The sequence below is a fragment of the Ewingella sp. AOP8-B2-18 genome, assembly GCF_052376015.1.
Taxonomy (GTDB): domain Bacteria; phylum Pseudomonadota; class Gammaproteobacteria; order Enterobacterales; family Enterobacteriaceae; genus Ewingella; species Ewingella allii.
Map to the genome: position 1 here is coordinate 399,126 of NZ_JBQSVB010000003.1, position 26,509 is coordinate 425,634.

Sequence of the window (26,509 nt, forward strand, 5' to 3'; positions counted from 1 at the left end):
AAGGGATCGTTAGGAATATGATGAACATACTCTGGAGTTTGGCCGCCTTTATCGTTGCACTGGGGGTGCTAATCACCGTGCACGAATTTGGCCATTTCTGGGTTGCTCGTCGTTGTGGCGTTTATGTTCAGCGTTTCTCCGTGGGTTTTGGGCGCACTCTGTGGCGCCGCACGGATAAACACGGGACCGAGTACGTTCTCGCCGTCATTCCCCTTGGCGGTTACGTTAAGATGCTCGACGAGCGTAACGAAACCGTTCCTGACGAAATGCGCCACCAGTCTTTCAATAGTAAAACCGTTTGGCAGCGCGCCGCTATCATCAGCGCTGGGCCAATCGCTAACTTCATTTTCGCCGTTTTTGCCTATTGGCTGGTGTTCATTATCGGCGTCCCAGCCGTGCGTCCGGTTGTTGGTGAAGTCACCCCACAATCCATCGCAGCGCAATCGAATATTTCTCCCGGCATGGAACTTAAGTCAATCGATGGCATCGAAACGCCTGATTGGGATTCAGTTCGTTTGTCTTTAATCGGTGAGATCGGAAACAATCAGACAACTTTAGGTGTCTCACAATTCGGTGGTTCTGAAGTTGTTGAGAAAAAGTTAGATTTAACACAATGGCGGTTTGACCCCGAAAAGCAAGATCCCGTTGTCGCGCTGGGTATTATTCCTCGCGGCCCACAGATAGAATCTGTGCTCGCAGAAGTGCAAACCGATTCGGCAGCTCAGAAAGCCGGTTTGCAAGCTGGTGACAGGATCGTTAAAGTCGATGGTCAAGTTTTGGCGAATTGGCGTACTTTTGCCATGCAGGTTCGTGATAACCCGGGCAAACCTATCGCGTTAGAAGTTGAGCGCGCAGGTTCATCGGTTGATCTCACACTGACACCGGACTCCAAGTCGGTAGGCAAAGGGAAGGAACAGGGATTTGCCGGAGTGGTGCCCAAAGTTATACCACTGCCTGATGAGTACAAAACTATCCGTCAGTATGGGCCGTTTGTTGCATTCTATGAGGCCGGGGATAAAACCTGGCAGCTGATGAAGCTCACGGTAAACATGCTGGGTAAGTTAATAACTGGCGACGTTAAGCTGAATAACCTGAGTGGTCCAATTTCAATCGCACAGGGAGCAGGAATGTCGGCGGAATATGGTTTAGTGTACTACCTGATGTTTTTGGCACTTATCAGTGTCAATCTCGGTATCGTGAACCTTTTTCCGTTGCCAGTGTTAGATGGTGGACACCTGGTGTTTTTAGCTATCGAGAAGCTAAAGGGTGGGCCAGTTTCCGAGCGAGTTCAAAACTTCAGTTACCGTATCGGCGCGATAGTGCTGGTGATGGTAATGGGGCTTGCACTTTTCAATGATTTCTCCCGTCTTTAAGGCTGGGGATTAGGTTAGGAAGAACGCATAACAACGATGGCGATCAAAAAGTTGCTCATAGCGTCGCTGCTGTTTGGCAGCGCCACCGTATACGGTGCAGATGGTTTCGTGGTGAAAGACATTCATTTCGAAGGCCTGCAGCGAGTTGCCGTCGGTGCGGCGTTACTCAATATGCCGGTTCGCGTTGGTGATACCATCACCGACGACGACATCAGTAATACTATTCGCGCATTGTTTGCCACTGGCAACTTTGAGGACGTTCGCGTTCTGCGTGATGGTGATACCTTGATTGTTCAGGTCAAAGAGCGTCCTACAATCGCCAGCATCACTTTCTCAGGTAATAAATCTGTGAAAGACGACATGCTGAAAGAAAACCTGGAGGCCTCTGGTGTCCGGGTTGGCGAAGCGCTTGATCGAACAACATTAACCAGCATCGAGAAAGGTCTCGAAGATTTCTACTACAGCGTCGGTAAATACAGCGCGTCCGTGAAGGCTGTTGTTACGCCTTTGCCGCGTAACCGCGTTGATTTGAAATTGGTCTTCACCGAAGGTGTTTCTGCAAAAATTCAGCAGATCAACATCGTGGGTAACCACGCGTTCAGTACGGATGAGCTTATTGCTCGCTTCCAGCTGCGTGACGAGGTGCCATGGTGGAACGTGGTGGGCGATCGCAAATACCAGAAACAAAAATTGGCGGGTGACCTCGAAACCCTGCGCAGCTTCTATCTGGATCGCGGTTACGCCCGTTTCAACATCGATTCAACTCAGGTCAGCCTGACGCCAGATAAAAAAGGCATTTATATTACCCTTAACATCACTGAAGGCGATCAGTACAAGCTTTCAGGCGTTGAAGTTAACGGCAATATGGCCGGCCACTCTGCCGAAGTTGAAAGCCTGACCAAGATCGACAAAGGCGAGCTGTATAACGGCGCGAAAGTCACCAAAATGGAAAACGACATCAAGCAGATGTTGGGCCGTTATGGTTACGCTTATCCGCGCGTACAGACTCAGCCTGAAATCAATGATGCCGACAAAACCGTTAAGCTGCACGTTAGCGTAGACGCGGGTAACCGTTTCTATGTGCGTCACATTCGCTTCGAAGGCAACGACACCAGTAAAGACAGCGTCTTGCGCCGTGAAATGCGTCAGATGGAAGGTGCGTGGCTTGGTAATGATCTGGTTGATAAAGGCAAAGAGCGTCTTAACCGTCTAGGCTATTTCGATACCGTTGATGTTGATACTCAGCGCGTACCGGGTACCCCAGATCAGGTCGACGTGGTCTATAAAGTTAAAGAGCGTAACACCGGTACCTTTAACTTTGGCGTAGGTTACGGCACCGAGAGTGGCGTGAGCTTCCAGGTCGGTGTTCAACAAGATAACTGGTTAGGTTCTGGTTATTCTGTTGGGATCAGCGGAACTAAAAACGATTATCAGACGTATACAGAATTCACTGTTACCGACCCTTACTTCACCGTAGACGGTGTGAGCTTGGGCGGTCGTATCTTCTATAACGACTTTAAAGCTGATAACGCCGACCTGTCTGACTATACCAACAAGAGTTATGGCATAGGCAGTACGCTCGGCTTCCCAATCAATGAAAATAACTCATTGCGCTTGGGCCTGGATTACGTACATAACGACCTGTCCAATATGGAACCGCAGGTAAGTATGTTCCGCTATCTGAACTCTGTGGGTATCAACCCGCCAGTCACCGTGGGTACAGATACCACGTCTGATGCAGACTTCAGCGCGAACGACTTCTTTGCGAACCTGGGTTGGGGTTATAACGACCTTGACCGTGGGTACTTCCCGACTTCAGGTACCAAAGCTAGCCTGAACGGCAAAGTGACAGTGCCTGGCTCGGATAACGAGTACTACAAGATTACGTTCGACTCAACGACGTACTTCCCTCTGAGCGAAAACCGTCAGTGGGTATTACTGGGTCGTGCTCGCGCGGGTTATGCAGATGGTATCGGCGGGAAAGAAGTACCGTTCTACGATAACTTCTACGCGGGTGGCTCAAGCAGCGTCCGTGGTTTCCGCTCGAATACTATCGGTCCTAAAGCGGCATACTATAACTGTGCTGCGGGTAGCACCTCTTACAGCAACTGTGCTGTAAACAACTCTGACGATGCTGTCGGCGGTAACGCCATGGCCGTGTTAAGTGCTGAGTTGGTCGTGCCTACACCGTTTATCAGTGAGAAATATTCAAACTCAGTGCGTACTTCTGTGTTTGTTGATGGCGGTACTGTTTGGGATACCAATTGGAAGAACACTGCGCAAACTGAAGCTGCAGGCGTTCCTGATTACAGTGATCCGAACAACTTCCGTGTTTCTACAGGTCTGGCGTTGCAATGGCAGTCTCCATTAGGGCCATTGGTGTTCTCTTACGCACGACCTATCAAAGATTACGATGGTGATAAAGCGGAACAGTTCCAATTTAACATCGGTAAAACGTGGTAACACATTCGTGGCTCTCAATGCTATGAGGGCTACAATGTTTGAGTTTTTATCAGCTCACGGGCAAAACGCCCGTGAAGTTGTTTTATAAACTCATTCTTATTGTGTAATTATCGTGCCATATGGCACAACGGGTGATGGAAGGAGTTTATAGTGAAAAAGTGGTTATATGCCGCCGGCCTCGGTTTAGTTATGGCTTCTTCAGTAAGCGTCCAAGCTGCTGACAAAATTGCTGTTGTTAACGTTCAGAGCATCTTCCAACAAATGCCAGCACGTGATGCTGTTGCAAAACAGTTGGAAAACGAGTTCAAAGGCCGTGCAACTCAGTTGCAAGCTCAAGAACGTGATCTGCAGACTAAAATGCAGAGACTACAGCGTGACGGCTCTACCATGAAAGCCAGCGATCGCAGCAAGCTAGAAAAAGACGTTATGGCTCAGCGCGAAGATTTCTCTACAAAAGCTCAGGCTTTTGAACAAGATAACCGTCGCCGCCAGGCTGAAGAACGTAACAAAATCCTGAGCCGTATCCAGGATGCAGTGAAGTCTGTTGCTAGCAAACAAGGTTATGACATCGTTGTTGATGCTAACGCTGTTGCTTACGCAAGCAATGAAAAAGACATTACTGCTGATGTGCTGAAACAGGTTAAATAAACATGTCTTCAATTCGACTGGCTGATCTCGCACAGCAGTTGGATGCACAATTGCACGGTGATGGCGATATCGTCATCACCGGCATTGCTTCAATGCATTCCGCGCACTCTGAGCAAATCACGTTTTTATCAAACAGCCGTTACCGTGAACAGTTAGCTACCTGCGCCGCAGGGGCTGTAGTGTTGACGGAAGCGGATCTGCCGTTTTGCCGCACTGCGGCATTAGTGGTTAAAAACCCATACCTGACTTATGCCCGTATGGCGCAATTGTTAGATACCACGCCAGCGCCGGCCAAAGATATTGCCGCCAGTGCGGTAATCTCCGACACCGCCATCTTGGGCAACAACGTTTCCGTTGGCGCCAATGCGGTGATCGAGTCAGGTGTTGTGCTTGGTGACAATGTTGTCATTGGGGCTGGCTGTTTCATTGGTAAGAATGCAAAATTAGGCGCTGGCACCAAAATTTGGGCCAATGTCTCTATTTACCATCGTGTGGAAATTGGCGAATCGTGCTTGATTCAGTCTGGTACCGTGATTGGTGCTGACGGCTTCGGCTATGCTAACGACCGTGGTAACTGGGTCAAAATTCCTCAGCTGGGTACCGTGCTGATTGGCGATCGCGTAGAGATCGGTGCTTGCACCACGATTGACCGCGGAGCCCTGGACGACACCATCATCGGCAATGGCGTTATCATTGATAACCAATGTCAGATTGCGCACAACGTCGTGATTGGAGACAATACGGCGGTTGCAGGTGGAGTGATTATGGCCGGTAGTCTGAAAATTGGCCGTTACTGCCAAATCGGCGGCGCCAGTGTTATCAACGGCCATATGGAAATTTGTGATAAGGCTGTAGTGACTGGAATGGGAATGGTGATGCGACCAATCACCGAACCTGGGGTATACTCCTCCGGTATTCCGTTACAGCCCAATAAAGTGTGGCGTAAAACCGCTGCGTTGGTAATGAATATCGATGAGATGAATAAGCGCTTAAAAGCTGTCGAGCGTAAAATCGAAGAAGACTAAATTACCGACTACTGTGTTGCTGGAAATTGGCAGTGGATGCCACCTTCCGGCGGCACTCGTTTCTATTTGCGGCCTGCCTAATGATCTTCTTTGGGGATCAAGCAGGCCGTGTTATTGATGCCATCAGTTTTTTAGACAGGAAGAGTATTTTGACAACTGACACTCATACTCTGCGTATTGAAGAGATATTGGATCTGCTGCCGCACCGTTACCCGTTTTTGCTGGTTGATCGCGTGCTGGATTTTGAAAAAGGGAAGTTTTTACGTGCAGTGAAAAACGTTTCTTTCAACGAACCGTTCTTCCAGGGCCACTTCCCGGGTAAGCCTATCTTCCCAGGCGTATTGATTCTTGAAGCGATGGCGCAGGCCACCGGCATTCTTGCCTTCAAAAGCGTAGGTAAATTAGAGCCAGGCGAGCTGTATTATTTTGCTGCTATTGATGACGCACGATTCAAACGTCCTGTGTTGCCAGGCGACCAGATGATTCTGGAAGTTGAATTCATTAAAGAGCGTCGTGGCGTTGCTCGTTTTAAAGGTGTCGCAAAGGTAGATGGCGAGATTGCTTGCGAGGCATCAATGATGTGCGCCCGTCGCCGGGAGTCTTAATTAATGATTGATAAAACCGCCTTTATTCACCCAAGCTCTGTTGTCGAAGACGGTGCCATTATTGGTGCTGGTGTTCGAATCGGTCCTTTTTGTTATGTCGGATCTGACGTTGAGATTGGCGAAGGTACTGAGCTTAAATCACACGTTGTTCTTAATGGCGTGACCAAAATTGGTCGCGACAACCGCATTTTTCAGTTCGTTACTATTGGTGAAATTAACCAAGATTTGAAATATGCGGGAGAACCGACACGCGTTGAAGTTGGCGATCGCAACAGTATTCGTGAGAGCGTGACCATTCACCGTGGTACCGTTCAGGGCGGTGGATTAACAAAAGTGGGTAGCGATAACCTGTTGATGGTTAACGCGCATATTGCCCACGATTGTGTTATCGGCAATCGCGTTATTCTGGCAAATAACGCGACCCTTGGTGGTCACGTTGAGATTGACGACCACGCCATCATTGGCGGTATGACTGCCATTCATCAGTTCTGCGTTATTGGTGCTCACGTGATGGTTGGCGGCTGCTCTGGCGTTGCTCAGGACGTTCCACCTTTCGTGATTGCTCAGGGAAACCACGCCACGCCATTTGGTATTAATATCGAAGGCTTGAAGCGTCGTGGTTTTGACAAATCTTCATTGCACGCTATCCGTAATGCCTACAAGTTATTGTATCGCAGCGGAAAAACGCTGGAAGAAGCGCAACCTGAAATCGCCGAAATTGCAGCAGAGTTCCCGGCGGTTAAACCGTTCAGCGATTTCTTCGCGCGCTCCACGCGCGGCATCATTCGCTGAGGGGCTAACTCTCTGGTAAACCTGTAATTTGGCAAATAAGCGGTAAAAAATGCAAAAGCCTGTTCTGACTATTGGCCTGGTGGCCGGTGAAACATCCGGCGATATTCTTGGTGCTGGTTTAATTCGCGCTCTAAGAAAACACCATCCTGATGCGCGCTTCGTGGGAGTTGCTGGCCCACTGATGCAAGCTGAGGGATGCGAAGCCTGGTACGAAATGGAAGAGCTGGCTGTCATGGGCGTGGTGGAAGTTCTCGAACGTCTGCCACGCCTGTTGAAAATCCGCAAAGACCTGACTCAGCGCTTTAGCGAGTTAAAGCCCGACGTCTTTGTGGGCATTGATGCGCCTGACTTCAACATCACCCTCGAAGGTCGTCTCAAGCAGCGCGGTATTCGCACCATTCACTATGTCAGCCCTTCAGTCTGGGCCTGGCGTCAAAAGCGTGTTTTCAAAATAGGTAAAGCGACCGATATGGTGCTGGCTTTCCTGCCTTTTGAAAAAGCGTTTTACGATAAATTCAACGTTCCTTGTCGGTTTATCGGCCACACCATGGCGGATTCCATGCCGCTGCATCCGGACAAACCGGCGGCGCGCGCCCGCTTGGGCATTCCCGATGGCGTTCATTGTCTGGCTTTGCTGCCGGGCAGTCGCCATGCGGAAGTCGAAATGCTGAGTGCCGATTTCCTGAAAACCGCACTCCAACTGCGACAGACGTACCCTGATTTGCACATCGTGGTTCCCTTGGTCAATGCCAAGCGCCGTGAGCAGTTCGAACGCATCAAGGCGGAGATTGCCCCTGACTTGCCGGCGCACCTGCTCGACGGTCAGGCGCGAGACGCCATGATCGCCAGCGACGCGGCATTGCTGGCTTCAGGCACGGCGGCGCTGGAATGCATGTTGGCGAAATGCCCGATGGTTGTCGGTTATCGCATGAAGCCTTTCACCTACTGGCTGGCTGAGCGTCTGGTTAAAACGCCTTACGTTTCATTGCCAAACCTGCTGGCGGGGCGCGAAATCGTCAAAGAACTGCTGCAGACCGAATGTGTGCCGGAAAAACTCTCTGCCGCTCTCTTGCCTTTATTGGCTGGTGGAGAAGAGAGCCATCAGTTGCAGGAAACTTTCCTGGCGCTGCACGAAAGCATTCGCTGGGATGCCGATGAGCAGGCCGCGCAGGCCGTGATGGAGTTGGCAAATCGATGAGTGATATCTTCGTTTATCCTCAGGCATTGTGTATCGCCGGGGTGGATGAGGTAGGGCGCGGGCCTTTAGTGGGCGCCGTGGTCACTGCCGCCGTGATCCTCGATCCGGCCAAGCCGATTCTCGGGCTGGCGGACTCTAAAAAACTCACTGAAAAACGTCGCGAAGCTCTTTATATTGAGATTAAAGAGAAAGCGCTGTCGTGGAGCCTTGGACGCGCTGAGCCAGACGAAATCGACGAATTAAACATTCTGCACGCCACCATGCTGGCGATGCAGCGCGCGGTGGCCGGGCTACACATCACGCCAGATATGGTGCTGATAGATGGCAATCGCTGCCCCAAATTGCCTATGGCCTCTCAGGCCGTGGTGAAGGGCGACAGCAAAGTCGCGGAAATCAGCGCCGCGTCGATATTAGCCAAAGTGACGCGCGACCGTGAAATGGTTGAGCTGGATCTTCAGTTCCCTGATTATGGCTTTGCCAAACACAAAGGCTACCCGACGCCGGTGCATCTCGAAAGCCTGGCTAAGCTGGGTGCCACGCCGCACCACAGGCGCAGCTTCGCACCCGTCAGGCGGGCGCTGGGGCAGTAAGTCTGTTAGCGTTTTAAGTCAGTTTGTCATTCCGACAAGCGTTCATTCAATCTTCATCTCTGGACTCTGGATATGGCCGAACCTCGTTTTATTCATCTTCGCACTCACAGTGACTACTCCATGGTGGATGGATTAGCCAAGGTGGGGCCGTTGGTGAAGTGCGCGGCGTCCCTCGGCATGCCAGCCTTAGCCATTACCGATTTCACCAACCTATGCGGTCTGGTGAAGTTCTACGGCTCGGCGCACGGTGCCGGTATTAAGCCGATCATTGGCGCCGACTTTAACGTGCAGAGTGAAATTCTGGGTGACGAACTGGCACAGCTCACCGTACTGGCGATGAATAATCAGGGCTACCAGAATCTGACGCTACTGATCTCCCGCGCTTATCAGCGAGGCTACGGCGCCGCTGGCCCCATCATCGACCGCGACTGGCTGGCCGAGCTGAATGAAGGGCTGATTTTGCTCTCCGGCGCGAAAATGGGCGATGTAGGTAAGTTCCTGTTACGCGGCAATCAGCTGCAGGTCGAGCAGTGTCTGGAGTTCTACCAGCAGTATTTCCCTGATCGATACTACCTAGAGCTGATCCGCACCGGGCGCGCCGAAGAGGAGAACTACCTTCACGCCGCCGTGGCGCTGGCGGCAGAGCGTGATTTGCCCGTGGTGGCCACCAACGATGTGCGTTTTTTGGTGCAGGGCGACTTCGACGCGCATGAAATCCGCGTGGCTATCCACGACGGTTTCACCCTCGATGACCCGAAACGTCCGCGAAATTACACCGCGCAGCAGTACATGCGCAGCGAAGATGAGATGTGCGAGCTGTTCGAAGATATCCCCGAAGCCCTGCTCAACACGGTGGAAATCGCCAAACGCTGTAACGTGACCATTCGCCTCGGCGAATACTTCCTGCCGCAATTCCCGACCGGCGACATGACCACCGAGGACTTTCTGGTGGCGAAATCGAAGGAAGGGCTTGAGGAGCGTCTGGAGTTCTTATTCCCCGATCCTGAAGTAAGAGCGCAGAAACGCCCGGAATACGACGAGCGTCTTGACGTAGAACTTCGGGTTATCAACCAGATGGGCTTCCCCGGCTACTTCTTGATCGTGATGGAATTTATCCAATGGTCGAAAGATAACGACGTGCCGGTAGGACCAGGGCGTGGTTCCGGTGCTGGCTCATTGGTCGCCTACGCCTTAAAAATTACCGATTTGGATCCATTGGAGTTCGACCTGCTGTTCGAACGCTTCTTGAACCCAGAACGTGTCTCCATGCCCGACTTCGACGTCGACTTCTGCATGGAAAAACGCGACCTGGTTATCGACCACGTGGCCGAAATGTATGGCCGTGAAGCAGTTTCGCAGATCATCACCTTCGGTACCATGGCGGCCAAAGCGGTTATCCGCGACGTGGGCCGCGTGCTCGGCCACCCTTACGGATTCGTCGATCGTATCTCCAAACTGGTGCCACCCGATCCGGGCATGACGCTCGAAAAAGCCTTTGCTGCTGAACCTCAGCTGCCAGAAATTTATGAAGCAGATGAAGAGGTTAAAGCGCTGATCGACATGGCGCGTAAGCTCGAAGGTGTCACCCGTAACGCCGGTAAACATGCCGGGGGCGTGGTGATCGCGCCGACCAAAATTACTGATTTTGCGCCTTTGTACTGCGACGCCGAGGGTAATCATCCGGTCACCCAATTCGACAAAAACGACGTCGAATATGCCGGTCTGGTGAAGTTTGACTTCCTCGGCCTGCGTACGCTGACCATCATCGACTGGGCGCTGGGCATGATTAACGCCCGTCGCGCGAAATCCGGACTCGAACCTATTGATATCGCTGCCATCCCGCTCGAAGATAAGAAAAGCTTCGACATGCTGCAGCGCTCAGAAACCACGGCGGTATTCCAGCTCGAATCCCGTGGTATGAAAGATTTGATTAAACGCCTGAAGCCCGACTGTTTCGAAGATATGATCGCATTAGTGGCCCTGTTCCGTCCGGGGCCGTTGCAGTCAGGCATGGTAGATAACTTTATCGACCGTAAACACGGCCGCGAAGAGCTGTCTTACCCCGACATTCAGTGGCAGCATGAGTCTCTGAAGCCGGTGCTGGAGCCGACCTATGGCATCATCCTGTACCAAGAACAGGTGATGCAGATTGCACAGGTGCTGGCGGGTTACTCGCTGGGCGGTGCGGACATGCTGCGTCGCGCCATGGGTAAAAAGAACCCGGTCGAAATGGCCAAGCAGCGCGGCGGTTTTGAAGATGGTGCAAAATCTCGTGGCATTGACGGCGAACTGGCAGTTAAAATCTTCGACCTGGTAGAGAAGTTTGCTGGTTATGGTTTCAACAAGTCCCACTCCGCAGCTTATGCGCTGGTTTCCTATCAGACCTTATGGCTGAAAGCGCACTATCCGGCGGAGTTCATGGCGGCGGTAATGACTGCCGATATGGACAACACTGAGAAGGTGGTGGGTCTGGTTGACGAATGCTGGCGCATGGGGTTGAAAATCCTGCCACCAGATATCAACAGCGGCTTGTACCATTTCCACGTCAATGACGAAGGTGAGATTGTTTACGGCATTGGCGCAATAAAAGGCGTGGGCGAAGGCCCAATCGAAGCCATTATCGAAGCGCGAAACGAGGGCGGCTACTTCAAAGAGCTGTTTGACCTGTGCGCCCGCGCCGATGTGAAAAAGCTCAATAAACGCATTCTTGAAAAGCTGATCATGTCCGGTGCCTTTGACCGTCTCGGCCCGCACCGCGCCGCATTGATGAGCTCTTTGGGCGATGCGTTGAAGGCTGCCGACCAGCACGCGAAAGCCGAGGCTATCGGGCAGGTGGACATGTTCGGCGTACTGGCCGAGGCCCCTGAACAGGTCGAAAAGTCTTATGCCAATGTCACGCCGTGGCCAGAACAGACGGTGCTGGACGGCGAACGCGAAACGCTCGGGCTGTACCTCACCGGTCACCCGATAACGCAATATCTGAAAGAGATTGAGCGTTACGGCGGCGGCCAGCGCCTAAAAGATATGCACCCGACCGACCGGGGCAAAATGACTATCGCAGTGGGCTTGGTTATCGCTGCGAGGGTAATGGTTACCAAACGGGGAAACCGTATTGGTATCTGTACGTTGGACGACCGTTCCGGGCGTCTGGAAGTAATGTTGTTCACCGAAGCGCTAGAAAAATTCCAGCATTTATTGGAAAAAGACCGTATCCTTATCGCCACTGGACAGGTCAGCTTTGATGACTTCAGCGGCGGGCTTAAAATGATGGCCCGCGACGTTATGGACATCAGTGAAGCACGTGAAAAATATGCTCGCGGTCTTGCTATCTCGCTGACTGACAGGCAAATTGATGACCAGCTTTTAAACCGTCTCCGTCAATCGTTGGAACCTCACCGATCGGGGACGATACCAGTACATCTGTACTACCAACGAGAAAATGCGCGTGCCCGGCTACGATTCGGTGCAACGTGGCGTGTAACGCCGACCGATAAACTGTTGCTGGATCTGCGAACGCTTGTAGGTACCGAGCAGGTGGAACTGGAATTTGACTAAAATAGGAATGCTATGAGTCTGAATTTTCTGGATTTTGAACAGCCGATTGCGGAGCTGGAAGCGAAAATTGACTCGCTGACTGCAGTCAGCCGTCAAGACGAAAAATTGGATATTAATCTGGACGAAGAAGTTGAGCGCCTGCGTGAAAAAAGCGTTGAACTGACTCGCAAGATTTTCTCTGATCTGGGTGCCTGGCAGATTGCCCAACTGGCGCGCCACCCGCGTCGCCCTTACACCCTGGATTACATCAAACATATCTTCACCGATTTTGATGAACTGGCCGGTGACCGTGCTTATGCTGACGATAAAGCTATCGTTGGTGGTATCGCGCGTTTAGGCGAGCGTCCTGTGATGATCATTGGTCATCAAAAAGGTCGTGAAACCAAAGAAAAAATCCGCCGTAACTTCGGTATGCCAGCACCAGAAGGCTATCGCAAAGCATTACGTCTGATGGAAATGGCCGAGCGCTTCAAGCTGCCGATCATCACCTTCATCGACACCCCGGGTGCTTACCCAGGCGTGGGCGCTGAAGAGCGTGGTCAGTCCGAAGCTATCGCCCGCAACCTGCGCGAGATGTCCCGTCTGAACGTGCCGGTTATCTGTACCGTTATTGGTGAAGGCGGCTCTGGTGGTGCATTGGCCATTGGCGTTGGCGACAAAGTTAATATGCTGCAATACAGCACCTACTCAGTGATTTCACCGGAAGGCTGTGCGTCTATCCTGTGGAAAAGCGCCGATAAAGCGCCACTGGCTGCGGAAGCAATGGGTATCATTGCGCCACGCCTGAAAGAGCTGAAGCTGATTGACTCTGTTATCCCTGAGCCTCTGGGCGGCGCGCATCGCGACGTTCCTGCCATGGCAGCGTCCCTGCGTGCCCAGTTGGAAGCTGATCTGAGCGATCTGGATGTTCTGAATAATGAAGAACTGCGCAACCGTCGCTACCAGCGTCTGATGACTTACGGCTACTGCTAAGTCCTAACGCTCAATTTGTTTTCAAAGGCCGTGCTTGCACGGCCTTTTTCGTTTCTGCCATCCCGCCTCCGCCGCGAACGCCATCATTCTGATTTTTCATTTCTTATTCGCGAAAAGGTACACATGCGAAGTTAACCATGTTTCTATAATTATCTGAGATATAAAAACCAGAAGGATTTGTCAGATGAATATTATCGCCATCCTGCGCCCCGAAGGCGTCTATTACAAAGATGAGCCGATCCGCGAATTGGATCTCGCCCTGACGAACCTGGGCTTCAAAATCATTTATCCACGGGATCCGAGCGATCTCCTTAAACTGATCGAGCACAATGCGCGGATCTGCGGCGCGATTTTCGATTGGGACCAGCATAGCGAAGCGCTCTGCTTAGAAATCAACGAATTAAACGAATACCTGCCGCTGTACGGCTTCATTAACACCCACTCGTCGCTCGACGTCACCGTCAACGACATGCGCATGGTGATCTACTTCTTCGAATATGCCCTGAACGCCGCTGAAGACATTGCCAATCGCATTCGCCAATATACCGACGAATACATTGATGCCATCACGCCGCCGCTGACCAAGGCGCTGTTCCGCTATGTCGAAGAGGGGAAATACACCTTCTGTACACCGGGCCATATGGCCGGGACGGCATTTCTGAAAAGCCCGGTGGGAACGCTGTTTTATGACTTCTTTGGGGCGAAAACCCTGAAGGCGGACGTTTCCATTTCAGTGACCGAGCTAGGCTCGCTGCTCGACCACACCGGCCCGCACCTTGAGGCGGAAGAGTACATCGCCCGCACCTTTGGCTCCGAGCAGAGCTACATCGTGACTAACGGCACCTCAACGGCGAATAAAATCGTTGGTATGTACGCCGCCCCGGCGGGAAGCACCGTACTTATTGACCGCAACTGCCATAAGTCGCTGGCCCATCTGATGATGATGACCAACGTGATCCCCATTTATCTGCGGCCGAACCGCAATGCCTATGGGATCCTGGGCGGCATTCCGCAACGCGAGTTCACGCGTGAGAACATTGAGCAGAAGGTCGCTGCTACCCAGAATGCAACCTGGCCGGTTCACGCGGTGATCACCAATTCGACCTATGACGGTCTGCTTTACAATACTGATTATATTAAGAAAACCTTAGATGTGCCGTCCATTCACTTCGACTCTGCATGGGTGCCATACACCAATTTTCATCCGATTTACGACGGTAAAAGCGGCATGAGCGGCGAACGCATTGCGGGGAAAGTGATTTATGAAACTCAGTCGACGCACAAACTCTTGGCGGCATTTTCTCAGGCTTCGATGATCCACATTAAAGGGGATTATGATGAAAACACCTTTAATGAAGCCTACATGATGCACACCACCACCTCGCCGAATTACGGCATTGTGGCCTCGGCAGAAACCGCCGCCGCCATGCTGCGCGGCAATCCGGGACGGCGATTGATCAACCGTTCGGTGGAAAGGGCGCTGCACTTTCGCAAAGAGATCCAGCGTCTGCGCGAAGAGACTGAGGGTTGGTTCTACGATATTTGGCAGCCTGAAGAGATTGATGAGGCCGAGTGCTGGCCGCTCAATCCAGACCAAAACTGGCACGGCTTTGCCAATGCCGACAGCGACCACATGTATCTGGATCCGATTAAGGTGACTATCCTGACGCCGGGGATGGATGAGCAGGGGCAGCTGGCTGAAGAGGGGATCCCGGCCGCGCTGGTGGCTAAGTTCCTCGACGAGCGCGGCGTGGTGGTAGAGAAGACCGGCCCTTATAATCTGCTATTCCTGTTCAGCATTGGCATCGACAAAACCAAGGCGATGAGCCTGATGCGCGGGCTGACGGACTTCAAACGCTCTTACGATCTCAACCTGCGGGTGAAGAATATGCTGCCGGATCTTTATGCTGAGGATCCGGATTTTTACCGCCATATGCGCATTCAGGATCTGGCTCAGGGCATTCATAAAATGATTCGCCACCACGATCTGCCGAGCTTGATGATCAGAGCCTTTGATGTGTTGCCAGAGATGATGCTGACGCCGTATGAGATGTTCCAGCATCAGGTACGCGGCCATATTGAAGAGTGCGAGATAGAAGAGTTGATCGGCAAAGTCTCGGCCAATATGATCTTGCCTTATCCGCCGGGCGTCCCGGTGGTGATGCCCGGCGAGATGATCACCCAGGAGAGCCGCGCGGTGCTGGATTTCCTGATCATGCTCTGCTCGATTGGTGAACATTATCCGGGCTTTGAAACCGATATTCACGGCGCGAAACTGACGGAAGACGGCCGCTATCTGGTGAAAGTGCTGAAGCTGCCGGCGGAATAATTGCCTTGCCTGGCCCTCATTTGAGGGCTTTTATTGACGAAGCAGGGCAGCCTGAGTAACGTGCTCCCAAAATTTTACAGGACAGTTTTATGCTCAACCTACGCCAGATCCACCATATTGCGATCATCGCTTCCGACTACGCGCGCAGCAAAGCCTTCTATTGCGACGTGCTGGGATTCAGCCTGATGTCCGAGGTTTATCGTGAAGAGCGTGATTCATGGAAAGCGGATTTGGCGCTTAACGGCCACTACACCATCGAGCTATTTAGCTTCCCGAACCCGCCGGCGCGCGGCAGCCGCCCCGAATCCTGCGGATTGCGCCATTTAGCCTTCGCGGTGGATGACATTGAGGTGGCGATCGCCGAGCTTAACCGCGCCGGAGTAGAGTGTGAGCCGGTGCGGGTCGATCCTTATACCGATAAGCGATTCACCTTCTTCAGCGATCCAGACGATTTGCCACTGGAGCTTTACGAACTCAGTTGAGTACTCTAATGAACTCTCCCACGCCAAACCCGGTTCTCGCTGAGCTAATCAAGCACATCGGCGGCGAGCGCAGGCTCTGCGTCGCCTTTAGCGGCGGGCTGGACTCATCGGTGCTGCTGGACGCGCTGGTCAAACTGCGCGACAGCCACTGGCCGGAGATGGCGCTGCGGGCGATTCATGTTCATCATGGCTTAAGCCAGTTTGCCGATAACTGGGTGAGCCACTGTGAGGCATTTTGCCAGCAGCGGGGCGTGCCGCTGGAGGTCATTCGGGTCAGGGTGGATAGCCAACAAGACGGCATTGAGGCCGCGGCCCGCAAAGCGCGCTATCAGGCTTTCGCCAGCAGCCTTGCGGGCGATGAATGCCTGCTGACGGCTCAGCATCTAAATGATCAGTGCGAAACCTTTATGCTGGCGTTAAAGCGCGGCAGCGGGCCTGCGGGGTTGTCATCCATGGCGGCGAGCGCGTCCCGGCAGCACTATCGCTTATTGCGGCCCTTGCTCTCACTTTCGCGCCAGCAGCTGGAAGACTTTGCTTCGGCGGCCAATCTTAGTTGGATTGAAGATGACAGCAATGGCGATGCGCGATTCGACCGCAACTTCCTGCGGCTGGAAGTGCTTCCCGCACTCTATCAGCGCTGGCCGCATTTTCCCGAGGCCGTAGCGCGAAGCGCCGCGCTCTGCGCCGAGCAAGAGTCACTGCTGGATGAACTTTTGGCCGAGTCATTGCAAACTTTGCAGGCCAGCGACGGCAGTTTGCAGATTGAACCCATGCTGGTGATGTCCTCCCCGCGCCGTCAGGCTCTGCTGCGCCGCTGGCTGGCGCAGCTGGGGGCGAAAATGCCGTCACGGGAGCAGCTCCAGCGTATTTGGGATGAGGTGGCAATCTGCCGCGACGACGCCGAGCCACAGTTTAGGCTCAACACCTCAAGTATCAGGCGTTTTCGCCAGCGGCTCTACTTGCTGCCCGCCTCGCTGCCTTCCCTGCGCGAGGTGGTTGTGCCTTGGAATATCGCCACAGAGCTGAGTCTGCCCGAGGGGCTTGGCTGTTTAACTGTCGAAATGCTTACTGACTCTTCGCTAGAAGGTTTGCGGCTTCCCGCTTCTGACGAAGCCGTCACCATTCGTTTTGCGGCTCAGGGGAGGGTGGAGAAAGTCGGGCGGCAGGGCGGGCGCAGTTTGAAAAAGCTGTGGCCAGAGCTTGGCGTTGCGCCGTGGGAGCGAGAGCGCACCCCGCTGATGTTCTACAATGAGCAGTTGGTGGCAGCGCCGGGCCTGTTTATCACCCAGCAGGGGCGAGCAGAGCAGGGCCAGCAGGCATACCAGGTCGTGTGGCGCAAAGCCGTTGCTGGCCGCTGAAATACAAACGGGCAATCCGAAGATTGCCCGTTAAGCGTTTAACTAGATGATAGTAAACGTTATTCGATGCTAACAGTCACAGTGCCGATTTTTGGATGGCTGAAGCTTTCGATATAATCGAGACGTAAATCGCGTTGCTCACCGGCCACGTCGATAATCAGATATTCTACTTTTTTACGCATCAATAGATCGCGAGCTTTACCTTCAATAGTCTCTCCGCTACGCAACTTCAACGTCAAAACGAGGCTTTCCTGGCAGGCGATCTCGAGATTATCGTAATCATCGCAATTGATGGCTTGGTACTCATCATTCATCGACATAATCGCTCACCAATAAGTTAGCGGCGGCATAGGCCGCCTGTTCCCGGATAGAAGACGGCAGTTCGGCATTCGCCGCGACATCGTCCAATGCTTTCAACACACAGCCCAACGCGTCGGGCACATAGCCAAGGTCGCCACTGGCAATCTCAGCATATTTACGGCGTATAGACTCACAGTACTCTTGCATAGGTCCTCCTTCAAAAGCGTATCCCGCTGGGGTATTAACCCTAATGAAAGCCCAGAAAGATAAACTCTCAGTATTAAACGACTATAGCACAGGAGAATGCCAGTTATTAACGAGCAGATGCAGCTTTCTCTTTAGCTGGGAGAGAGTTAATCCAGCGTTAAACTGGTCGCTAAGGCCCGCTTTACAGTACACTGTGCGTCTAATATCAAGGGGTTTTCAATGGCATTAAAAGCGACGATCTACAAAGCGGCGATCAACATTGCAGATATGGACCGCAATTTCTTCTACGATGCCAACCTGACCTTGGCTCAGCATCCCTCCGAAACAGAACAACGCATGATGCTGCGCCTGCTGGCCTGGATTTGCCACGCCGATGAGCGTTTGAGCTTTACCCGTGGCCTGAGCGCCGAAGATGAGCCGGAAATCTGGCGGAAAAACGATCACAACGGCATTGAGCTGTGGGTTGAGCTGGGCCTGCCCGATGAGAAACGCCTGAAGAAAGGCTGCAACCAGTCGCGTGAGGTGGTGCTGTATGTATATAGCGAGCGCGCGGCAAAAGTCTGGTGGTCGGCGATTGAGAGTAAAATCAGCGGCTTCGGCAATTTAAGCGTGCGCTTCATTGATGACGAGCTGTTAGCCAAGCTCACCGCCTTTGCCAATCGCAACATGAACTTGCAAGCCACGTTGCAGGACGGAACTATTTGGCTTTCTGACGCTCAGAATAATTTGGAAATACAATTCTCTGAATGGAAAACGCCCGCAGAGTAAGATGTAAGGTAGCAGACGTGCAAATTCTTTCCGGAAAGCTTGAACTCCCAGACAGTGAAATAGAATTAACCGCCATCCGCGCCCAAGGGGCGGGTGGTCAAAATGTGAATAAAACTTCCACCGCTATTCACTTACGCTTTGATATTAAAGCCTCAAGTTTGCCTGATTATTACAAACAGCGGCTTTTGGCCTTTAATCACCACCTAATCACCGCAGAAGGGGTGGTAGTGATTAAAGCGCAGGAGTATCGCAGTCAGGAGATGAATCGCGAAGCCGCGTTGGCTCGTCTCAATAGCCTGATTTCGCAGGCGATGGTGGTTGAAAAGATTAGAAAAGCGACGAAACCCACCAGAGGGTCTAAAATTCGTCGTGTTGAAGGAAAAGTTAAAAAAGGCGCAACCAAAGCATTGCGTGGGAAGATTCGGCAGCCGTGATCGGCTCAACTGTGGAATGGGTCCTTTTTTGCCACAGTGACATGGGATGTAAAGGGAGATAAGGGTGAAGAAATTAATTATTGGCGCAGTGCTGGCGCTGGGTTCGTTGTCATTGTTTGGCTGTCATACCTTGGCCAGCAATCACGAACAGCCTTTCGAGGCAATGCAGCAGAGCTTCAGCGGCGTAGTGCCGTGCGCTGACTGTAGCGGAATTCAAACCTCCCTGTTCTTACAACAGGATGGGACGTACATTTTGCAGGAAACTTACCAAGGCGCGCGGGATGGCGATCTGGCCTTGGCCAGCTATGGTAAGTGGGCGCGTACCGCCGACAAGCTGGTGCTGACTGACGGCAAAGGGGAGAAACGCTATTTCCGCCCGCAAGGGGAAAATCTGGAGATGCTGGATATCCACGGCGAGCCGATTGTCTCCCAGTTTAATTATCAGCTGACCCCGACGAAGCAAGACATGCCGAAAACGCCAATGGCGCTGACCGGTATGGTGCAGTTTAGCGAAGATATCGCCACCTTCAGCGATTGCGCGACGGGCAAGGTTTTCCCAGTGTCGAATGACAAAACCTTGGAGCAGGGCTATCTTGCGGCGCGTAAAAAGCCGAATGAGCTGGTGTTTGTTTCAATGGACGGTCACTTCATCGTTGAGCCATCCACTGAGCAAGGCGTGATGCAGAAGTCCGTCGTGGCTGATAACAAAGTTAAATTCGACGCCGGCAAAGGCTGTCCGTAATTTCACTGCTCAGTTCTCACGGCTAAATGCCTGTTAGACGCAAAGCATAAAAAAACGCCCGTTTTAGACGGGCGTTTTTATTGCTGCTAACGGCTTAAACTGCGCGGATTAACGCGCGATTTGGTTCAGCAGGTGCTCGACGATGTCGCTTTGCTTAATCATCAGCTTCTCACCGGTACGGCGGTTTTTGTATTCCAGCTCTTCCGCATCCAGATTACGATCGCCGATAACCACTTGATAAGGCACGCCAATCAGCTCCATATCAGCAAACATCACGCCCGGACGCTCTTTACGGTCATCCAGAATCACATCAATGCCTTTGGCACGCAGCGTTTCGTACAGGGTTTCTGCAGCTTCTTTCACGCGGAAAGATTTCTGCATGTTCATTGGCAGGATGGCGACCTGGAAAGGCGCGATAGCGTCTGGCCAGATGATCCCGCGGTCGTCGTGATTCTGCTCGATAGCCGCCGCCACCACGCGAGTTACCCCGATACCGTAACAACCCATGGTCATCACTTGGTTACGGCCGTCTTCGCCCTGCACGGTGGCATTCATCGCCTGAGAATACTTGGTGCCGAGTTGGAAGATGTGACCCACTTCGATCCCGCGTTTAATCAGCAGAGTGCCTTTGCCGTCTGGGCTGATATCGCCTTCAACCACGTTACGGATATCCGCAACCTGTGGCAGCGGCAGATCGCGCTCCCAGTTGATGCCGAACAGGTGCTGACCGTCGATATTTGCGCCAGCGCTGAAGTCGCTCATCACGGCTACGGTGCGGTCTACCACGATTGGCATTGGCAGATTAACTGGACCTAAAGAGCCTGGGCCAGCACTGACTACTGCGCGGATCTCAGCTTCGGTGGCGAAAGTCAGCGGCGAAGCAACCTGTGGCAACTTCTCGGCTTTCACTTCATTCAGCTCGTGGTCGCCGCGAACCAGCAGGGCAACCAGCTTGTGGCCGCTCTCTTCGGTGGCATGAACCATCAGCGTTTTAACGGTTTTCTCAACCGGCAGTTGGAATTGCTCAACCAGCTCGGCGATAGTTTTGGCGTTTGGCGTAGCAACCTGACGCATCTCTTCGGTTGCAGCCGCGCGCGGAGTGGCCGGAGCCACGGCTTCTGCCAGCTCGATGTTAGCCGCGAAGTCAGAGTCTGTAGAGAAGATGATGTCATCTTCGCCGCTTGACGCCAGCACCTGGAACTCGTGAGAGGCGCTACCGCCGATTGATCCGGTATCAGCCTGCACAGCACGGAAATCCAGACCCATACGGCTGAAGATTTTGCTGTAAGCGGCATACATCGCGTCGTAGGTTTCCTGCAAGGATTCCTGCGTGGTGTGGAAGGAGTAAGCATCCTTCATGATGAATTCGCGAGAACGCATCACACCAAAGCGCGGACGAACTTCGTCACGGAATTTGGTCTGGATCTGGAAGAAGTTCAGCGGCAGTTGCTTATAAGAGCTGAGCTCGTTACGGATCAAGTCGGTGATGACTTCCTCATGCGTTGGGCCGAGCACGAATGAGCGATCGCCACGATCGACGAAACGCAGCAACTCAGGGCCATACTGCTCCCAGCGACCACTCTCCTGCCACAAGTCTGCGGGCTGAACCACCGGCATTGATACTTCGATGGCGTGTGCGTTATTCATCTCTTCGCGCACGATATTTTCAACTTTACGCAGAACGCGCAGACCGGTCGGCAACCAGGTGTATAAACCTGAAGCCAATTTGCGGATCATCCCAGCGCGCAGCATCAGCTGGTGGCTGATCACTTCGGCGTCGGCTGGCGTCTCTTTTAATGTGGAGAGCAGATATTGAGTTGTACGCATGTTGTGTTGATTCCGTTAGCACTGCTAATTGCAATCGAGCTGCCAGTGGGCAGCCAAAACGTGAAAAAGTGGTTTAGTTTACCAGCGACTGCGGGTTGTCAAAAGAGAAGGGATGGAAATTTAGTTTTTGTCCAGAGACAAGACGTGGTTCACATCGTCAATCACCCGCCAGCGCACGTTAAATTCCAGCAGATGGACGGCGTAATCTCGTTCAACTTCCTCACCTTTACGGTAAGCAGGGCGGGGATCCTGACCTAAAACCTGCGTGATAAAACGGCGCAGGTGAGGGTACTTGACACTATTAAGCAGCAGTTGCTGCTCTGAGCTGGCAGAGAAAGTAACCGGCATAGTGGCGACAGGCGCCGACTGGGCAAAACCGGCGCGTGCTTCAGGATGGCTCTCGGCGAAAGGCAGATAAGGTTTGATGTCGACAATGGGTGTGCCGTCGACCAAGTCCAGACTGCCCAACTCGAGCACTACATTTTGCCCCTGACGGCGAATGCCTTTCAGCTCAACCAGCGACATCCCCAAGGGGTTTGGCCGAAAGGTTGAGCGAGTCGCAAACACGCCGACTCGCGCATTACCCCCCAAACGAGGCGGGCGCACGGTTGGACGCCAGCCGCCTTCCATCGTTTGGTGGAAAATGAACATCACCCAAATATGGCTAAAATCTTCCAGCCCTCTTACGGCTTCAGCCTGATTGTAAGGAGGCAGCAAGTGCAGTTCTCCGCCGCCATCTTCAATCAAGCCAGGCTGACGCGGCACCGCGAATTTCTCTTTATAGGGAGAGTGAATGGTCCCTATTTGGGCGAACGAAAATGATGTCATTTAAAGGTAACGTTTAACGCCGAACCTTGGCAAACAGCTTGCTGGTGGCAACCTGGGACGCCGGTAATAATCTGGCACTGGTGCAGCAATACGGCATTGGCTTTCATATAGGACGCGCGAGTAAGCATGCGCTTACGGGCGGTCGCTAAGCTTGGCGGTGAATCCTGAGTATCGGCCTGACATGATTCGCCAGAGACTTCACCCAGATCGCGGAACGGTGTGCCTACCAAAGCTTCAGCATCTTTATACAGTTTCACCGGTGCAGGGCGAACGGGCGCTGGTTTTGGTTTTACAGGTTTTGGTTCTACCGGAGTTGGCTTTTCAGGCGTGGGTGGCAGCGGTTTGTGAGTCGCAGAACAACCAGCTAGCAAGAGAGCTAACAAACAGAGAGGTAAAGCACGCATGGTATATCCTCTGCTTTGTACTATGTAGTGGGGAATAATGTGGCGTTATTGAAGCAAGGTATTAGGAAAATAACAAGGCGAGCATAAGCCCGCCTTGTTATTTATTTAGAAAAGAGTTTGCCTCATCAGGGGCAATTTAGCCTCTGATGAAACTTACCAACCCTTAACTGCGCCGCCGTTGAAGATTTTATTCGCCGCAGCGTTAACTTCGTCAGACTGGTACGCCTGAACAAATTTCTTAACGTTCTCAGCGTCTTTGTTGTCTTCACGAGAAACGATCAGGTTAACGTATGGAGACTCTTTGTCTTCTACGAAGATGCCGTCTTTCTCAGGGGTTAGACCAATTTGGCTGGCGTAAGTGGTGTTGATCACTGCCAGAGCAATTTTGTCATCATCCAGTGAACGTGGCAGCTGTGGTGCTTCCAGCTCAACCAGTTTCAAGTTTTTAGGGTTCTCAGTCACATCAAGAACGGTAGGCAGCAGACCAACGCCGTCTTTAAGTTTGATCAAACCTTCTTTCTGCAACAGCAACAGTGAACGGCCAAGGTTAGTTGGGTCATTCGGCAGAGCAATCTGGTCGCCTGCTTTCAGCTCAGAGATGGATTTAATTTTTTTAGAGTAACCAGCAATTGGGTACACGAAGGTGTTACCGACTGGCACCAGTTTGTAGCCGCGATCTTTAATCTGCTGATCCAAATAAGGCTTGTGCTGGAAGGCGTTAACGTCGATATCGCCTTTGCTCAAGGCTTCGTTCGGCAGAACATAGTCATTGAAAGTTACCAGCTCAACGTCCAGACCATATTTCTCTTTAGCCACTTTCTGTGCGACTTCAGCTACTTGCTGCTCAGAACCCACGATCACACCCACTTTGATATGGTTTGGATCTTGTTCTTTCGGCCCGCATCCTACCAGAGCCAGCGTTCCCAAAAGCGCGCCGACAACTGCAATCGATTTGAATTTTGTAGACATATCCTTTCCTCTATAAGGGAGATAAATTATTCGCAATGTTTTTAAGGTAGAACCGTGCTGCTTTACTTGTGGGTTACCGCTTTCACAATGCGGTCGCCACAAAACTGAATCAGATAAACCAATACGACTAACAAAATCAATACGGTATTCATGACGGTGGCATCATATCCGATGTAACCATACTGATAACCAATCTGGCCCAGACCGCCAGCACCCACTGCGCCACCCATGGCTGAATAACCAACCAGCGTGATGAGCGTGATAGTCGCTGCATTGACTAAGCCCGGCAGTGCTTCTGGCAGCAAGACTTTGCGGATGATTTGCATCGGTGTTGCACCCATAGCGCGAGCCGCTTCCACCAAACCGCTAGGAATTTCCAACAGCGCATTCTCAACCATACGCGCGATAAACGGCGCAGCGCCCACGGTTAAAGGCACGATGGCCGCTTGCAGACCGATTGATGTCCCAACAATCATTCGCGTGAATGGAATCATCCACACTAAGAGAATAATGAAAGGAATCGAACGGAAAATATTCACCACCGCAGACATGACGCGATAGACCTTCTTATTCTCAGCGATTTGACCAGGGCGAGTGACATACAGAAGCACGCCAAAAGGCAAACCAAGTACAAAACCAAAGAAGCCGGAGGTCAGCGTCATTACAACGGTTTCCCAGATGCCTCGGCCCATTAACCACATCATTGCCTCAGACATAACCGAGCACCTCTACTTTCACTTGATTCTGCTGCAAGAACTCAATCGCAGCCTGCGTACTCGCTTCTTCACCGTGCATTTCGGTCAACATGATGCCGAATTTGACGCCACCGGCGTAATCCATCTGAGCGCTAATAATATTGTTGTTAATGTTGAAGCGACGAACCACTTCAGATAATAGCGGAGCATCTACCGACTGGCCGGTAAATTCCAGACGCAATAAAGGAACCAGATCGGCAGCGGGCTGAGCAACCAGCCGATCGGCGTAGTCATCAGGAATATCCAGATGCAGCGTGGATTGAATAAACTGCTGTGCCAGCGGCGTTTTCGGATGAGAGAACATCTCGCTAACTTTATCTTGTTCGATAAGCTGGCCGTTGCTGATCACCGCCACCTGATCACAGATACGTTTTACCACGTCCATCTCATGGGTGATCAACAAGATAGTCAGGCCCAGACGGCGGTTGATGTCTTTCAGCAATTCCAGAATAGAACGCGTGGTTGCCGGGTCCAGCGCGCTGGTGGCTTCATCGCACAACAGCACCTTAGGATTGCTGGCCAAAGCACGTGCGATAGCCACACGCTGTTTCTGGCCGCCAGACAGGTTGGCTGGGTAAGCATCATGCTTATCTTCCAGACCGACCAATTTCAGCAATTCGCTAACGCGCTTTTGAATCTCGCCAGAGGAGAGGTTATCCAGCTCCAACGGCAAAGCCACGTTGCCGAAGACAGTACGAGAAGAGAGCAGGTTAAAGTGCTGAAAAATCATGCCAATCTGCCGGCGAGCGCGAGTCAGCGCTTTCTCAGAAAATGCCATCAGATCTTGGCCATCAACGATAACCTGACCCTTAGTTGGGCGTTCCAGCAAATTAACACAGCGGATTAGGGTGCTTTTCCCTGCACCAGAAGCTCCAATCACGCCGTAAATCTGCCCAGCAGGAACGTGAAGATTCACGTCCGACAGCGCCACGATTGAACGCGTGCCTTGCTGGAACACCTTGGTGATATTAGAAAGTTTAATCATATTCTTCTTATTCTATCTTTTGTGCCGTGACTTTAATGAGTAACTCTCTGGTTAAACCAGAAGTATGCGGTGGATGCTAAGGCGTCTAGACGTCTAAGTCAACCAGCGGAGCACTCTCACTGTGGGCTAAAACATGCGATACTGCACCTATATATGTTGTTATCAGGAGCAAACACGTGGCACAGACAGTCCCAGCAATTTTTTTAGACCGAGATGGCACTATTAATGTCGATCATGGTTATGTTCATGAAATAGACCAATTCCAGTTTATAGACGGTGTAATAGAAGCCTGCCTGCAATTAAAGGAAATGGGGTTTGCTCTGGTGCTGGTAACGAATCAGTCTGGTATTGCCCGTGGCAAATTCACCGAAGCTCAGTTTATGACGCTGACCGAGTGGATGGATTGGTCTCTCGCCGATCGCGGCGTGGATTTGGACGGCATCTATTTCTGTCCTCATCACCCAGAAGGTTCAGTAAAAGAGTTCGCTCAAGTTTGTGATTGCCGCAAACCGATGCCCGGCATGTTTCTGACCGCCAAAGACGAGTTAAACATCGATATGGCCGCTTCTTATATAGTAGGGGACAAAATCGAAGACCTGCAGGCCGGTATTGCTGCGGGCGTCGGGCATAAAATTCTGGTGAGAAGCGGCAAACCTGTCACGGCTGAAGGCGAAAACTTGGCGGATGCCGTGCTCGATACCCTTGCTGATCTGCCTGTTTTCATCAAAAAAGCTCAGAAATAAGGCTTTGTGAATAAAAAAACGGCAAGCAGAATAAAAGTGATTTTATTTGCTTGCCATTCCATCTCAACTCCCTATAATGCCGCTCCATCGACAGGGAACAACGTGAACAACATCACGAAGTGAACGAGTCGGAAAGATTAAAAACAGCGGCGACCGG

Annotated in this window: 25 protein-coding genes; 17 read left to right on the forward strand and 8 right to left on the reverse strand. The window is 52.1% G+C overall.

Annotation, left to right across the window (positions count from 1 at the left end):
• Positions 1–17: 17 nt before the first annotated feature.
• The 13 genes from rseP to tilS all read left to right on the forward strand — a co-directional run bounded on the left by rseP (position 18) and on the right by tilS (position 17,390).
• Positions 18–1,373, forward strand: coding sequence for a sigma E protease regulator RseP (rseP, locus tag ACT3RR_RS09690; protein ID WP_353503239.1), 1,356 nt, complete (start codon positions 18–20; stop codon positions 1,371–1,373).
• A 36-nt stretch (positions 1,374–1,409) separates the two neighbouring features.
• Complete coding sequence (gene bamA / locus ACT3RR_RS09695) at positions 1,410–3,836, forward strand: outer membrane protein assembly factor BamA (protein ID WP_353503238.1); 2,427 nt, start codon at positions 1,410–1,412, stop codon at positions 3,834–3,836.
• 150 nt (positions 3,837–3,986) lie between these two features.
• Complete coding sequence (skp, locus tag ACT3RR_RS09700; RefSeq protein ID WP_185689321.1) at positions 3,987–4,484, forward strand: molecular chaperone Skp; 498 nt, start codon at positions 3,987–3,989, stop codon at positions 4,482–4,484.
• 2 nt (positions 4,485–4,486) lie between these two features.
• Positions 4,487–5,509 (forward strand): UDP-3-O-(3-hydroxymyristoyl)glucosamine N-acyltransferase, encoded by a 1,023-nt coding sequence (gene lpxD / locus ACT3RR_RS09705; protein WP_353503237.1) that lies wholly within the window; start codon positions 4,487–4,489, stop codon positions 5,507–5,509.
• A 149-nt stretch (positions 5,510–5,658) separates the two neighbouring features.
• A complete protein-coding gene (fabZ, locus tag ACT3RR_RS09710) occupies positions 5,659–6,114 on the forward strand; it encodes a 3-hydroxyacyl-ACP dehydratase FabZ (protein WP_034792780.1) in 456 nt (151 codons plus the stop codon).
• A gap of 3 nt (positions 6,115–6,117) precedes the next feature.
• Positions 6,118–6,906 carry an acyl-ACP--UDP-N-acetylglucosamine O-acyltransferase gene (lpxA, locus tag ACT3RR_RS09715; RefSeq protein ID WP_353503236.1) on the forward strand — a complete coding sequence of 263 codons (789 nt, stop codon included), beginning with the start codon at positions 6,118–6,120 and terminating at the stop codon, positions 6,904–6,906.
• A 49-nt stretch (positions 6,907–6,955) separates the two neighbouring features.
• Positions 6,956–8,104 (forward strand): lipid-A-disaccharide synthase, encoded by a 1,149-nt coding sequence (gene lpxB / locus ACT3RR_RS09720; RefSeq protein WP_353503235.1) that lies wholly within the window; start codon positions 6,956–6,958, stop codon positions 8,102–8,104.
• Positions 8,101–8,694, forward strand: coding sequence for a ribonuclease HII (rnhB, locus tag ACT3RR_RS09725; protein WP_154147248.1), 594 nt, complete (start codon positions 8,101–8,103; stop codon positions 8,692–8,694). Before lpxB ends, rnhB begins: the two co-directional genes overlap by 4 nt.
• A 72-nt stretch (positions 8,695–8,766) precedes the next feature.
• On the forward strand, positions 8,767–12,249 hold the full coding sequence (gene dnaE, locus ACT3RR_RS09730) for a DNA polymerase III subunit alpha (protein WP_396131485.1): 3,483 nt from the start codon (positions 8,767–8,769) through the stop codon (positions 12,247–12,249).
• 12 nt (positions 12,250–12,261) lie between these two features.
• The gene (gene accA, locus ACT3RR_RS09735; protein ID WP_100936851.1) at positions 12,262–13,221 is read left to right on the forward strand and encodes an acetyl-CoA carboxylase carboxyl transferase subunit alpha; all 960 of its coding nucleotides are present in this window, start codon (positions 12,262–12,264) and stop codon (positions 13,219–13,221) included.
• A gap of 184 nt (positions 13,222–13,405) precedes the next feature.
• Complete coding sequence (locus ACT3RR_RS09740) at positions 13,406–15,550, forward strand: lysine decarboxylase LdcC (RefSeq protein WP_485904068.1); 2,145 nt, start codon at positions 13,406–13,408, stop codon at positions 15,548–15,550.
• A gap of 89 nt (positions 15,551–15,639) precedes the next feature.
• Positions 15,640–16,032: a VOC family protein gene (locus tag ACT3RR_RS09745; RefSeq protein ID WP_496200191.1), complete on the forward strand. Its 393-nt coding sequence runs from the start codon at positions 15,640–15,642 to the stop codon at positions 16,030–16,032.
• A gap of 8 nt (positions 16,033–16,040) precedes the next feature.
• Entirely contained in the window at positions 16,041–17,390 is a 1,350-nt protein-coding gene (tilS, locus tag ACT3RR_RS09750) for a tRNA lysidine(34) synthetase TilS (RefSeq protein WP_496200192.1), read from the forward strand.
• 59 nt (positions 17,391–17,449) lie between these two features.
• Here tilS and rof read toward each other — a convergent pair whose 3' ends face one another.
• The gene (gene rof / locus ACT3RR_RS09755; protein ID WP_034792766.1) at positions 17,450–17,710 is read right to left on the reverse strand and encodes a Rho-binding antiterminator; all 261 of its coding nucleotides are present in this window, start codon (positions 17,708–17,710) and stop codon (positions 17,450–17,452) included.
• Positions 17,697–17,897 carry a YaeP family protein gene (locus tag ACT3RR_RS09760; RefSeq protein WP_034792765.1) on the reverse strand — a complete coding sequence of 67 codons (201 nt, stop codon included), beginning with the start codon at positions 17,895–17,897 and terminating at the stop codon, positions 17,697–17,699. Before ACT3RR_RS09760 ends, rof begins: the two co-directional genes overlap by 14 nt.
• A 219-nt stretch (positions 17,898–18,116) precedes the next feature.
• Between ACT3RR_RS09760 and ACT3RR_RS09765 the strand changes: the two genes are divergently transcribed.
• The 3 genes from ACT3RR_RS09765 to nlpE all read left to right on the forward strand — a co-directional run bounded on the left by ACT3RR_RS09765 (position 18,117) and on the right by nlpE (position 19,841).
• The gene (locus tag ACT3RR_RS09765) at positions 18,117–18,665 is read left to right on the forward strand and encodes a YaeQ family protein (RefSeq protein WP_034792764.1); all 549 of its coding nucleotides are present in this window, start codon (positions 18,117–18,119) and stop codon (positions 18,663–18,665) included.
• Positions 18,644–19,099 (forward strand): alternative ribosome rescue aminoacyl-tRNA hydrolase ArfB, encoded by a 456-nt coding sequence (gene arfB / locus ACT3RR_RS09770; RefSeq protein ID WP_396131489.1) that lies wholly within the window; start codon positions 18,644–18,646, stop codon positions 19,097–19,099. The genes ACT3RR_RS09765 and arfB overlap by 22 nt, the downstream gene beginning before the upstream one ends.
• Positions 19,100–19,163: 64 nt before the next feature.
• The gene (gene nlpE, locus ACT3RR_RS09775) at positions 19,164–19,841 is read left to right on the forward strand and encodes an envelope stress response activation lipoprotein NlpE (protein ID WP_496200193.1); all 678 of its coding nucleotides are present in this window, start codon (positions 19,164–19,166) and stop codon (positions 19,839–19,841) included.
• A 108-nt stretch (positions 19,842–19,949) separates the two neighbouring features.
• Here nlpE and proS read toward each other — a convergent pair whose 3' ends face one another.
• The 6 genes from proS to metN form a co-directional block, all read right to left on the reverse strand.
• Entirely contained in the window at positions 19,950–21,668 is a 1,719-nt protein-coding gene (proS, locus tag ACT3RR_RS09780) for a proline--tRNA ligase (protein ID WP_496200194.1), read from the reverse strand.
• Positions 21,669–21,788: 120 nt separating this feature from the next.
• Positions 21,789–22,496: a tRNA (N6-threonylcarbamoyladenosine(37)-N6)-methyltransferase TrmO gene (gene tsaA / locus ACT3RR_RS09785; protein ID WP_496200195.1), complete on the reverse strand. Its 708-nt coding sequence runs from the start codon at positions 22,494–22,496 to the stop codon at positions 21,789–21,791.
• Positions 22,493–22,900, reverse strand: a complete 408-nt coding sequence (rcsF, locus tag ACT3RR_RS09790; RefSeq protein WP_353503226.1) for an envelope stress sensor lipoprotein RcsF — start codon at positions 22,898–22,900, stop codon at positions 22,493–22,495. Before rcsF ends, tsaA begins: the two co-directional genes overlap by 4 nt.
• Before the next feature lie 153 nt (positions 22,901–23,053).
• Positions 23,054–23,869, reverse strand: a complete 816-nt coding sequence (locus ACT3RR_RS09795) for a MetQ/NlpA family lipoprotein (RefSeq protein ID WP_034792756.1) — start codon at positions 23,867–23,869, stop codon at positions 23,054–23,056.
• 62 nt (positions 23,870–23,931) lie between these two features.
• Complete coding sequence (locus ACT3RR_RS09800; protein WP_034792754.1) at positions 23,932–24,585, reverse strand: methionine ABC transporter permease MetI; 654 nt, start codon at positions 24,583–24,585, stop codon at positions 23,932–23,934.
• The gene (gene metN / locus ACT3RR_RS09805) at positions 24,578–25,609 is read right to left on the reverse strand and encodes a methionine ABC transporter ATP-binding protein MetN (protein ID WP_034792752.1); all 1,032 of its coding nucleotides are present in this window, start codon (positions 25,607–25,609) and stop codon (positions 24,578–24,580) included. Before metN ends, ACT3RR_RS09800 begins: the two co-directional genes overlap by 8 nt.
• A gap of 176 nt (positions 25,610–25,785) precedes the next feature.
• On the opposite strand from metN, the gene gmhB reads away from it, so the two are divergent.
• Positions 25,786–26,352, forward strand: a complete 567-nt coding sequence (gmhB, locus tag ACT3RR_RS09810) for a D-glycero-beta-D-manno-heptose 1,7-bisphosphate 7-phosphatase (RefSeq protein ID WP_485904079.1) — start codon at positions 25,786–25,788, stop codon at positions 26,350–26,352.
• Positions 26,353–26,509 lie beyond the last annotated feature (157 nt).

Coding starts and splice junctions, on each gene's coding strand:
- arfB (WP_396131489.1), top strand. CDS start 18,644: ATGGAAAACGCCCGCAGAGTAAGATGTAAGGTAGCAGACGTGCAAATT.
- lpxA (WP_353503236.1), top strand. CDS start 6,118: ATGATTGATAAAACCGCCTTTATTCACCCAAGCTCTGTTGTCGAAGAC.
- rseP (WP_353503239.1), top strand. CDS start 18: ATGATGAACATACTCTGGAGTTTGGCCGCCTTTATCGTTGCACTGGGG.
- ACT3RR_RS09800 (WP_034792754.1), bottom strand. CDS start 24,585: ATGTCTGAGGCAATGATGTGGTTAATGGGCCGAGGCATCTGGGAAACC.
- bamA (WP_353503238.1), top strand. CDS start 1,410: ATGGCGATCAAAAAGTTGCTCATAGCGTCGCTGCTGTTTGGCAGCGCC.
- rcsF (WP_353503226.1), bottom strand. CDS start 22,900: ATGCGTGCTTTACCTCTCTGTTTGTTAGCTCTCTTGCTAGCTGGTTGT.
- tsaA (WP_496200195.1), bottom strand. CDS start 22,496: ATGACATCATTTTCGTTCGCCCAAATAGGGACCATTCACTCTCCCTAT.
- ACT3RR_RS09795 (WP_034792756.1), bottom strand. CDS start 23,869: ATGTCTACAAAATTCAAATCGATTGCAGTTGTCGGCGCGCTTTTGGGA.
- proS (WP_496200194.1), bottom strand. CDS start 21,668: ATGCGTACAACTCAATATCTGCTCTCCACATTAAAAGAGACGCCAGCC.
- metN (WP_034792752.1), bottom strand. CDS start 25,609: ATGATTAAACTTTCTAATATCACCAAGGTGTTCCAGCAAGGCACGCGT.
- lpxB (WP_353503235.1), top strand. CDS start 6,956: ATGCAAAAGCCTGTTCTGACTATTGGCCTGGTGGCCGGTGAAACATCC.
- accA (WP_100936851.1), top strand. CDS start 12,262: ATGAGTCTGAATTTTCTGGATTTTGAACAGCCGATTGCGGAGCTGGAA.
- rof (WP_034792766.1), bottom strand. CDS start 17,710: ATGTCGATGAATGATGAGTACCAAGCCATCAATTGCGATGATTACGAT.
- rnhB (WP_154147248.1), top strand. CDS start 8,101: ATGAGTGATATCTTCGTTTATCCTCAGGCATTGTGTATCGCCGGGGTG.
- lpxD (WP_353503237.1), top strand. CDS start 4,487: ATGTCTTCAATTCGACTGGCTGATCTCGCACAGCAGTTGGATGCACAA.
- ACT3RR_RS09760 (WP_034792765.1), bottom strand. CDS start 17,897: ATGCAAGAGTACTGTGAGTCTATACGCCGTAAATATGCTGAGATTGCC.
- ACT3RR_RS09765 (WP_034792764.1), top strand. CDS start 18,117: ATGGCATTAAAAGCGACGATCTACAAAGCGGCGATCAACATTGCAGAT.
- ACT3RR_RS09745 (WP_496200191.1), top strand. CDS start 15,640: ATGCTCAACCTACGCCAGATCCACCATATTGCGATCATCGCTTCCGAC.
- tilS (WP_496200192.1), top strand. CDS start 16,041: ATGAACTCTCCCACGCCAAACCCGGTTCTCGCTGAGCTAATCAAGCAC.
- ACT3RR_RS09740 (WP_485904068.1), top strand. CDS start 13,406: ATGAATATTATCGCCATCCTGCGCCCCGAAGGCGTCTATTACAAAGAT.
- dnaE (WP_396131485.1), top strand. CDS start 8,767: ATGGCCGAACCTCGTTTTATTCATCTTCGCACTCACAGTGACTACTCC.